Source organism: Streptomyces sp. CNT360, assembly GCF_000424785.1.
This window is the reverse complement of the sequence record NZ_AUKO01000026.1, coordinates 135,261-144,295: the sequence shown is the minus strand read 5'-3', so window position 1 is coordinate 144,295 and position 9,035 is coordinate 135,261. Positions and strand designations below refer to the sequence as shown.

The window sequence follows — 9,035 nt, the reverse complement described above, 5'->3', positions numbered from 1 at the left end:
GCCGACAATCTGGACGGGTGGATCCGTGAGGCCCGCGCGATCATGAAGAAGAACGGCATCCCCGGCTCCTACGAGGGCATCAAGCGCAATGTCATCCGCGAGTCGGCCGGTGACCCCGACGCGGTCAACGGCTGGGACGTCAACGCCCAGAAGGGCACCCCCTCGCGCGGACTGCTCCAGGTGATCCAGCCCACCTTCGACCAGTACCACGTCAAGGGCACCGCCGATAAGCTCACCGACCCCGTCGCCAACATCGTCGCCGCCTGCAACTACGCCGCCGACCGCTACGGCTCCATGGACCAGGTCGACTCCGCCTACTGACCCCCGGGACAGGGCCACCACAACAACAGCAGCAGCACGCATGAGACACCCGAGCGGGTGGGAGGCACACACCTCCCACCCGCTCCCGTCGTCTCACGGCGGCCGCCGAGGGGTGGCGGGCGGCAGGACTCGGACGAGGACGGGCGAGAGCCGCAGGAAGTGAGCGAGCGGGCATGCCACGCAGCGCTCCCCGCAGCCGCCCAATCAGGGCCCTCAGCTCATGCCACCAGCTCTGCAGGAGAGCACAGAAGGCACCCGAGACCGACGACCGCGCGCGCTCGGGCCACGGCCGGGTCGGCACCGACGGGCATCGGTGCCGACCCGGCCGTCAGACCCGGGAGGGGGCGGGCGTCAGAGCGTGACGTGCCCGCACAGGTGGACCTGCACGCCGAGCTCGTCGAACATCGCCGCCTTGGCGCGCAGGGCCTTGTCCGCGGTGGCGGCGTCGGGGGCGTAGGCGACGTTGAGGTGGTTGGCCTTGTGGCGCCCCATGAACTGGTCGCGGCTGACACCGTGCAGCACGGCATGCATGATCGGCCACTCGGGGGTGGTGGCCGCCAGGCGCCGCTGGGTCTCCTCCTCGGGAAGCTCGACGGCCGAGGCCCGGCCGAGGTCGGCATGGAGTGCGCCGTCCATCAGGAAGACGCGGGACCACACGAGCTCGCCGGGCTTGGAGACGCCGCTGAGTGTGCCGCCGCCGAGCGGGAAGAACATGGGGGGCTGTCGCTTGGAGTACGACTTGTCGTAACCGCCGTGGTGGGAAGCGGGGACGGAACCGGAGATCTCGAAGACCCACACGAACTGGCCGTCGTACTCCTGCCCCCAGCGGATGTCGTGCAGCGTGGTGGCCGGGTCCAGGCCCATGGCCGTCCAGATGCGGTTGGTGACGAGGGAGTCGACGGCGACGCCTTCGTCGACCTCGTTGAAGTGCGGCAGCGGTGTTCCCGCGTACAGCTCGCGGGAGCCGTCACGGCTGAGGACGGCGGGACGTTCGACGTTGTTGAGCAGACCCTCCGCCAGGTCGCTGGCGGGGACGGTGTCCTTGAGTCCCTGCTGGTACTGGATGCCCACCGCGTCGAGCCCGAAGTCGTCGGCTATGCGGAGCGCGGCGATGTACATCTTGAACTGGCTCAGCAGTTGTGCGTCGGTCAGTTCCGTGGCCTCGTCGGTGCCGGTGTGGAACGTCATGCCGGCCCGGTCCAGCCAGTCGCGGACGGCCTGGGCCTCCTCGTCGGTGACACGGCTCATCTCCACCACGAGGGCGCTCTGGGAGAGACGTTCCTTGTAGATGCCGAGAGCGTTGAGGTATTCGTCGTCGAAGATGGCGTTGTACATGCCCATGCAGCCCTCGTCGAAGACGCCGATGACGGCTTTCTCCGACCGCAACTGCCCAGCCAGCGCGGCGCCGAGCTCCGTCTCGTCGTCGGAGGCCAGCGGAGGCAGGTCCCGCACGTGAGAGGCGTCATGGGTGAGGGTGCCCGTCTCCAGCCAGGTGCGCAGGCCGTCCAGTGCCCACGTGTCGGTGAAGTCCTCGCTCCACAGCACCGAGTACGGCCTGCCCGCCTTGGTGAGGCTGCCGGCCAGGCCCAACAGGCCGACGAGCCCCGGGAACTCACCGCTCCAGTTCGCGACGACGAGGATCGGACCACGGTGGTCACGCAGCCCGGCGAGCACGTGGTGGCTGTACTGCCATACGCCCTCGACGACGATCAGGGGCGCCTCGGGCGGCAGATGCTTGAACACCTCGATACCGGCGCGCTGACTGTCGATGAAGCCGTGCCCTTTCGCCGTGTCGACCTCGTGGCCACGGCGCACCTGCCGGCCCAGTTCGTTGAGGGCCGCCGTCAGGTCGGCCTCCAGCTTGCGCTGGGACGGCCACCCGGTGACATTGGCGCTGGGCCGCAGGTCACCGCTGGCGACGGTGTAGACGGTGCCCGGCTCGGCGGCGGCGGGCACGATCGGCTGCGGCAGGGAGTAGGGCATGACGGTGCTCCTTCGAACGGTGCGTGACTGCGGGCGGGACGTGAGACCTCGACGGGGCGGATCACCGGTTCTGCTGGGCCGCGAGGGCGTGGACGACCTCCGCGGACGCCGGGTAGAGCGCGCGGTAGAGGCCGTACAGCTCCTCGTAGCGCGCCGCGGTTCCGGGCCGCGGTGTGACGGTCTCCTGGACGGGGTTCCAGGCATCGATCGAGGCGTCCCCGACCAACTGGGCCGCGAGGAGGGCGCCGCCGTAGCCGGCGCCGATGGAGGTGGTCCGCAGTTCCTGGGGATACCCCGTGACGTCGGAGACGATCTGGGTCCACAGCCCGCCCTGGGTGCCGCCGCCCACGGCGACGACGCGTCGGATGTCGCCGCCGGCCTGGCGGAGCGCCTCGATGTTGTGCCGTACGGCGTAGGCCGTTGCCTCCAGGGCTGCCCGGTACAGGTCGCCGCGGGTGTGGGAGAGGGTGAGGCCCGCGATGACGCCGCGCGCCTGCGGGTCCATGACCGGGGTGCGCTCACCGGAGAAGTACGGCAGCATCAGCAGGCCCCCGGCACCCGGCCCCGAGCGTTCGGCGAGCTGGAGCAGATCCGCGTACCCGGGGTCGCCGAACAACTCGCGGAGCCAGCCGGTGACGGCGCCGGAGGTGGCCATGCCTCCGGCGAGGTTGCGGGTACCGGGCAGGGCGCCGACGGTGCTCCACAGCGCCGGGTCGGTGAGCAGGTCGGGGACGGTGTGGACCAGGAACATCGTCGTGCCGTACATCAGCATCAGGTCGCCGGGCCGGTGCGCGCCGACGCTGAGGGCCTCGGCCCAGGCGTCGACGGTACCGGTGATCACGGGGACGCCCTGCGGCAGCCCGGTCAGCCGTGCGGCCTCGGCCGTCACGGTTCCCGCCTCTTCACCGGACCAGCGCAGCGGGGGGAGTTCGAGGCCGGGCGCGATCCGGTCGGCCCACGGTCCGTACCAGGCGAGGGCGTGGGTGTCGTAGAGCGGAGTGGTCTGGCTCGCCGAGTGGTGGTCGAGGACGTAGGCGCCGGTGAGCCGGTGCACGAGCCACGAGCTGGGCATGTAGAGGCGGCGTGCGCGGGCGTACCGCTCGGGTTCCTCGTCGGCGATCCAGGCGATCTTGGCTCCGGCGGCCTGGCTGGAGAGGTCGGAGCCGCAGCGCCGCCGGATCTCCTCGATGCCCAGTTCCGCGTTCAGCCGGGCGATCTGGTCGACGGAACGGGTGTCGACGCCGTACAGGATCGCGGGGCGGACCGGGCGGTCGTCGGCGTCGGTCAGCAGGACGCAGGGGCCCATGCCGCTGAGCCCGACGGCGACCACGTCGGCGTCGCCGGGCGCGGTGAGTTCGCGGGAGAGGGAGACCAGTTCGTCCCACCAGATCTCGGCGTCCATCTCCACGTGGCCGGGTGCCGGCCGCTCGACGCTGTGCTCCCGCACGGCTGAACGCAGCACGGTCCCGTCGAGGGAGACCAGGACGCCCTTGCTGCTGGAGGTGCCGATGTCCACACCGAGGACTGCGTTGAGGGGCATGGGGCGCAGGCTGTCAGAAATCGATTTCACCGTCAATGCTCCGCCGCTCCGCCCAGCCCCTCGCCTGGCGCCCGCACCTCCGCTCTTCCCACCCGTCGCGCCTCCAGGGACGCAGAACGCGCAGGCCGTGGGCACGGAACACAGGAGATGCCGTCCGACCTGTTGACGCACCGACCGGCCGTTTCTACACTCCCTGAAATCGATTTCTGAGGAGTCTGTCGTGCTGACCGACATCCACCCCCTGCTGACGGGGGACCTACTGCGCCATCTGGATGCGATGGGCCACTCCGACGCCGTCGTGGTGGCCGACGCCCACTTCCCCTGCGCACGCCTCGCCCAGCGGATGCTGGTCCTCCCCGGGCTCGCCGCGCCGCACGTCCTCGAAGCGATCCGCACCGTGGTGCCGCTGGACGAGGCGCCCGCTCTCGACCTGATGGGGCAACCCGGAGGAGGCCGGGGAGAGGTGCAGCGGGAGTTGATGGAGGCCGCGGACGTGGGCGAGGACGGCGTACGGGACCTGGAGCGGCAGGCGTTCTACGACGCTGCGGCGCAGGCGTACCTCGTCATCCGCACCGGTGAGCGCCGGGTCTACGGCAACGCCATCCTGCGCAAGGGTGTCGTCACGGTGGCGGGAGAGCACTGACATGGACGGCGAGAACACCGGAACCACCCGTCCCGGAGCCGCCGAGGCCACGGAGCCCGCCGAGGGGAGAACTCTCCTGCGGGTGGAGGGCGTCAGCAAGGGTTTCCCGGGCGTCAAGGCGCTGCGGGACATGCGGCTGGACCTGCTCCACGGTGAGGTCCTCGCGCTGGTCGGCGAGAACGGCGCCGGCAAGTCGACGCTGATGAAGCTGCTGTCGGGCATCCACACCCCCGACTCCGGCAGCTTCTTCCTCGACGGCGCACCGCTGCACGTGACCGGGCCGCGGCACGCCCAGGAGCTGGGCATCAGCATCATCCATCAGGAGTTCAACCTGATGCCCGACCTCACGGTCGCGCAGAACATCTTCATCGGCCGGGAACCCCGCAAGGCGGGTGTCCTCCTCGACCACCGGACCCTCAACGCCCGTGCTCAGGAACTGATCGACCGGCTTCAGCTCCCGCTGGATCCGCGCCGCTCGGTCGGCACGCTCACCGTCGCCCAGCAGCAGATGGTCGAGATCGCCAAGGCGCTCTCGTACGACCCGCGGGTGCTGATCATGGACGAGCCGACCGCCGCGCTCAACGACGCCGAAGTGCGGGTCCTGCACCGGCTCATCCAGCGCTTCGTCCGGCCGGAGACCGGCGTCATCTACATCTCGCACCGTATGGAGGAGCTGCGCTCCCTCTGCGACCGGATCACCGTCATCCGCGACGGGCAGTACGTGGACACGCTGCGCACCGCCGAGACCTCCATGCGGGATGTCATCGCGCGCATGGTCGGCCGCGAACTCGACGACAGCGCGGGGCCCGAGAACGTGCGGCAGGACCGCAGGACCCTGCTGTCGGTCTCCGGGCTGAGCACCAAGGCTCTGCTGGAAGAGGTGAGTTTCGAGCTGAAGGAGGGGGAGATCCTCGGGTTCGCGGGGCTGATGGGAGCGGGCCGTACCGAGGTGGCCCGCGCGCTGGTCGGCGCCGACCCCGTCACTTCAGGCACCGTGACGCTGCGCGGCGAACGGGTGCGCATCAGCAACCCCGCGGATGCGGCACGGCACCGTATCGGCTACTTGTCCGAGGACCGCAAACAGCTCGGACTGCTCGTCGAGGACGGCGTCGGCACCAACATCGCGCTCAGCTCCCTCCAGGAACGCTTCACCTCCTTCGGCTTCGTCCGCGACGAGGCGATCCGCTCCCGCGCGGCGGAGCTGGTCAACGCGCTGAAGATCAAGACGCCGTCGGTCGGCCAGCGAGTCAAGAACCTCTCCGGCGGCAACCAGCAGAAGGTCGTCATCGCCAAATGGCTGGTCAAGGAGTGCGACGTCCTGATCTTCGACGAGCCGACCCGGGGTATCGACGTCGGCGCCAAGGAGGAGATCTACCGGCTCCTCAACGACCTGGCCCAGCAGGGCAAGTCCCTCATCGTGATCTCCTCGGAGCTTCCCGAGATACTGCGCATGTCGCACCGGGTCCTGGTGATGGCCGAGGGCCGCATCACCGGTGAGCTCGCGGCCGACGAAGCCACCCAGGAGCAGGTCATGCACTACGCGACGCTGCGCCCCGGCACCGATCCGCAGCACGCCCGCGCAGCAGCCCCCGCGGCCAAGAGCACCGACACCGGCACCAGCACCCCCGAGGCAGGCAAGTGATGACGACGCAGACGGCACCCACGGCCCCGCAGCAGAAGCCCACCGGCGCGGAAGGTGAGGGCGGCACTCCCAAGGGACGCCTCCAGCAGTTCCTGGCCTTCGGCAGCCTCGTCGTGATCAGTGTGTTCTTCGCGATCGCCGACCCGATCTTCCTCTCCTACGGCAACATCACCTCCATCCTCTTCGCGACCGTCGTGATCGGCACTCTCGCGCTCGGTGCGACGTTCGTGATCATCACCGGCGGCATCGACCTGTCGGTCGGTACGGGCATGGCGCTGTGCGCCGTCGTCTCCGGGGTGCTGATCACCGACATGGGGTTGCCCATCGTCGTCGGTGTCCTCGGCACGCTGGTCTTCGGCGCGCTCATCGGCTTCGTCAACGGGCTGAACGTCACCGTGCTCGGGCTGCCGCCGTTCATCGCGACGCTCGCGATGATGCTGGTCGCCGGCGGGCTGGCACTGGTCATCTCGGGCAGCGCGCCGATCTACTTCGACTCCACCGCCTACACCGACATCTCCACCGGCAGCATCATCCCCGGTACGGACTTCCCCAACGCGGTGCTGATCATGGCCGTCGTCGCCGTCGTCGCGGGTGTGGCGCTGAGCCGGACGGTACTCGGCCGCTACACCTACGCCATCGGCAGCAACGAGGAGGCCACCGCCCTCTCCGGCGTCGACGTCCGCAAGTGGAAGATCATCATCTATACCCTGGCGGGCCTGTTCATCGGCCTGGCGGGCATCCTCATCTCCGCCCGTCTCGGCTCCGCCCAGCCCGCGACAGGCATGGGGTACGAGCTCCAGGCCATCGCCGCGGTCGTCATCGGCGGCACCTCGCTCAGCGGGGGCAAGGGGTCCATCGTCGGCACGGTCATCGGCGCCCTGATCATCTCCGTGCTCAACAACGGCCTCCAGGTGCTCGCCGTACCGCAGGAGTGGCAGAACGTCATCCTCGGCAGCGTCATCGTCGTCGCTGTCTACGCGGACATGGCCCGCAAGCGTGCAGCGGCCTGAGACAAGGGTCCGCGCCGGTCGCGTCCGGGCCCGGGCGCACGCTTCCCGCACACTTTTCCGGCACCACCGAGGGAGTTCGATGACCATGCGGCCCCAGCGCACCGCGGCGCTCGTCGCGGCGGCCATGACACTGGCGCTCAGCGGCTGCGGCGCCTCCGACGAGGGAGCAGGTGACAAGCCGTACGTGGCGATCGTCTCCAAGGGCTTCCAGCAGCAGTTCTGGCAGTCGGTCAGAAAAGGTGCCCAGCAGGAGGCCGACAAGCGCGGCGCCGAGATCAGCTTCCAGGGGCCGGCGACGGAGAGCGACGTCGAGACGCAGGTGACGCAGGTGACCAACGCCGTCGGCAAGAAGCCGGACGCGCTGGGCCTGGCCGCTCTCGACTCGCGGGCGACCGAGCCGATGCTGCGGAAGGCCGAGCGCAACGACATCCCCGTGATCGCCTTCGACTCCGGCGTCGACAGCGAGGTACCGCTGACCACCGTCGCGACGGACAACAAGGCCGCCGCGGCCGCGGCGGCCCGGCACCTGGCCAAGGCGCTGCACGGCAAGGGCGAGGTCGCCGTGGTGGCCCACAGCCAGACCAGCGGGTCCGGCATCGACCGCCGCGACGGTTTCGCCGGCTGGATGAAGAAGCACGCCCCCGGCATCAAGCTGCTGCCCGTGCAGTACGGCGGCGGCGACCAGACCAAGTCGGCCGACATCACCAAGGCCATCATCACCGCCAACCCCGACGTGGACGGCATCTACGGCACCAACGAGGGCTCGGCGATGGGCGTCATCCAGGGCGTCAAGGAGAGCGGCAGGAAGGGCATCAAGACGGTCGGCTTCGACTCCGGCAAGGGCCAGATCGACGCCATCGAGAAGGGTCAGATGCTCGGCGCCATCACCCAGGACCCGCTCGCGATCGGCCGGCAGGTCGTGGACGCGGCGCTCAAGGCGAAGCAGGGCAAGAAGCTGCCCAAGGCCGTCAGCACCGGCTTCTACTGGTACGACCGCAAGAATCTCGACGATCAAAAGATCCAGTCCGTGCTCTACCGGTGACGCGGCGGGGCTGCGACTGCGGCGGTGCAGGCTCCCGGGCCGCTGTGGGCCCCGGTACTGTCGCCGGTGCCTTCGCCGGCCCGCGTCGTCCACCTCTTCTGTCTACCGCGGCGAACGGCGCGAAACGCTTCGGCATGACGGACGGCTGCAGCACTCTCCCCGGCCGCGTCCTGATCTGCGCCGACCGCCACGACTCCCCACGACTCCCCAGTGCCCGCACCACCTCTGGACCGTCTTCACGGCCTCGGACCATTACCCGACGGCATCACCATGCGCCTGGACGCCGGCTACGGCTCGGACACCATCCGCGCTCTGCTCCATCCCGAGCTGGCGCGCTACCTGACGCGCGGCCTCGTCGCGCACCGCGTCACTTCCTGGTGTTGGTGCGCTCCTGGACAGCAGCCGCGTCCGCATGCGGCACCACCACGATCTGTACATCGTCTTCGTAGACGACCCGCCCCGGGTCTGCGGACCGCAGAACCTGGCAGTCGACGCCGTGCGCGGCAAGGATCTCCAGATAGCCGGAGACCCGAGCGAGGAGATGAGTCGCTGATGGTTTGAACCACGCAGCCGCACCAGGGTTGATCTCGTCATCGTAAACACGCGGGTCGATGGTCGAGGGATCGGTGTACGCGGCGTCGTACCAACTGTTGCTGCGGCGACGGAAGGACTCCTGTGCGTCCGAGAGCCTTCCCTCCCTCGCCAAACTGTTGACGAGCCCGAAAACGCCGGTGAAGTTGTTTCGACCGTTCCGGTGAGGCGACTGGAACCGCACGTACCGGACGGCCCCGTTGCCGCTGTCGATCATCCCCATCAGCGCATTTTGCCACTGCTCCGCTCATGACCCGAGTGCG

The 9,035-nt window shown here is 69.4% G+C and carries 8 protein-coding genes; 5 read left to right on the top strand and 3 right to left on the bottom strand.

The features are described from left to right. Nucleotides 1-321 (top strand): transglycosylase SLT domain-containing protein (locus H297_RS0120345; protein ID WP_027738565.1); only part of this gene is annotated, 321 nt, incomplete at its 5' end. 351 nt (nucleotides 322-672) lie between these two features. Here H297_RS0120345 and H297_RS0120340 read toward each other — a convergent pair. Both H297_RS0120340 and H297_RS0120335 read right to left on the bottom strand, forming a co-directional pair. Next, nucleotides 673-2,304, bottom strand: a complete 1,632-nt coding sequence (locus H297_RS0120340) for a fucose isomerase (RefSeq protein WP_027738564.1) — start codon at nucleotides 2,302-2,304, stop codon at nucleotides 673-675. A gap of 61 nt (nucleotides 2,305-2,365) precedes the next feature. Next, complete coding sequence (locus H297_RS0120335) at nucleotides 2,366-3,844, bottom strand: FGGY-family carbohydrate kinase (RefSeq protein ID WP_027738563.1); 1,479 nt, start codon at nucleotides 3,842-3,844, stop codon at nucleotides 2,366-2,368. A 220-nt stretch (nucleotides 3,845-4,064) separates the two neighbouring features. Between H297_RS0120335 and H297_RS0120330 the strand changes: the two genes are divergently transcribed. The 4 genes from H297_RS0120330 to H297_RS0120315 all read left to right on the top strand — a co-directional run bounded on the left by H297_RS0120330 (nucleotide 4,065) and on the right by H297_RS0120315 (nucleotide 8,181). After that, nucleotides 4,065-4,487 (top strand): RbsD/FucU domain-containing protein, encoded by a 423-nt coding sequence (locus tag H297_RS0120330; RefSeq protein WP_027738562.1) that lies wholly within the window; start codon nucleotides 4,065-4,067, stop codon nucleotides 4,485-4,487. A gap of 1 nt (nucleotide 4,488) precedes the next feature. Further along, a complete protein-coding gene (locus H297_RS37470; protein ID WP_064744851.1) occupies nucleotides 4,489-6,129 on the top strand; it encodes a sugar ABC transporter ATP-binding protein in 1,641 nt (546 codons plus the stop codon). Then, the gene (locus H297_RS0120320) at nucleotides 6,129-7,139 is read left to right on the top strand and encodes an ABC transporter permease (RefSeq protein WP_027738561.1); all 1,011 of its coding nucleotides are present in this window, start codon (nucleotides 6,129-6,131) and stop codon (nucleotides 7,137-7,139) included. Before H297_RS37470 ends, H297_RS0120320 begins: the two co-directional genes overlap by 1 nt. A 79-nt stretch (nucleotides 7,140-7,218) precedes the next feature. Further along, on the top strand, nucleotides 7,219-8,181 hold the full coding sequence (locus H297_RS0120315; RefSeq protein ID WP_199787238.1) for an ABC transporter substrate-binding protein: 963 nt from the start codon (nucleotides 7,219-7,221) through the stop codon (nucleotides 8,179-8,181). 367 nt (nucleotides 8,182-8,548) lie between these two features. Here H297_RS0120315 and H297_RS0120305 read toward each other — a convergent pair whose 3' ends face one another. Beyond that, entirely contained in the window at nucleotides 8,549-8,995 is a 447-nt protein-coding gene (locus H297_RS0120305; RefSeq protein WP_027738559.1) for a hypothetical protein, read from the bottom strand. Nucleotides 8,996-9,035 lie beyond the last annotated feature (40 nt).

What these genes read in the sequence shown, in the direction of transcription:
- H297_RS0120335 (WP_027738563.1), bottom strand. Translation starts at nt 3,844, where the DNA reads ATGCCCCTCAACGCAGTCCTCGGTGTGGACATCGGCACCTCCAGCAGC.
- H297_RS0120305 (WP_027738559.1), bottom strand. Translation starts at nt 8,995, where the DNA reads ATGGGGATGATCGACAGCGGCAACGGGGCCGTCCGGTACGTGCGGTTC.
- H297_RS37470 (WP_064744851.1), top strand. Translation starts at nt 4,489, where the DNA reads ATGGACGGCGAGAACACCGGAACCACCCGTCCCGGAGCCGCCGAGGCC.
- H297_RS0120320 (WP_027738561.1), top strand. Translation starts at nt 6,129, where the DNA reads ATGACGACGCAGACGGCACCCACGGCCCCGCAGCAGAAGCCCACCGGC.
- H297_RS0120315 (WP_199787238.1), top strand. Translation starts at nt 7,219, where the DNA reads ATGACCATGCGGCCCCAGCGCACCGCGGCGCTCGTCGCGGCGGCCATG.
- H297_RS0120340 (WP_027738564.1), bottom strand. Translation starts at nt 2,304, where the DNA reads ATGCCCTACTCCCTGCCGCAGCCGATCGTGCCCGCCGCCGCCGAGCCG.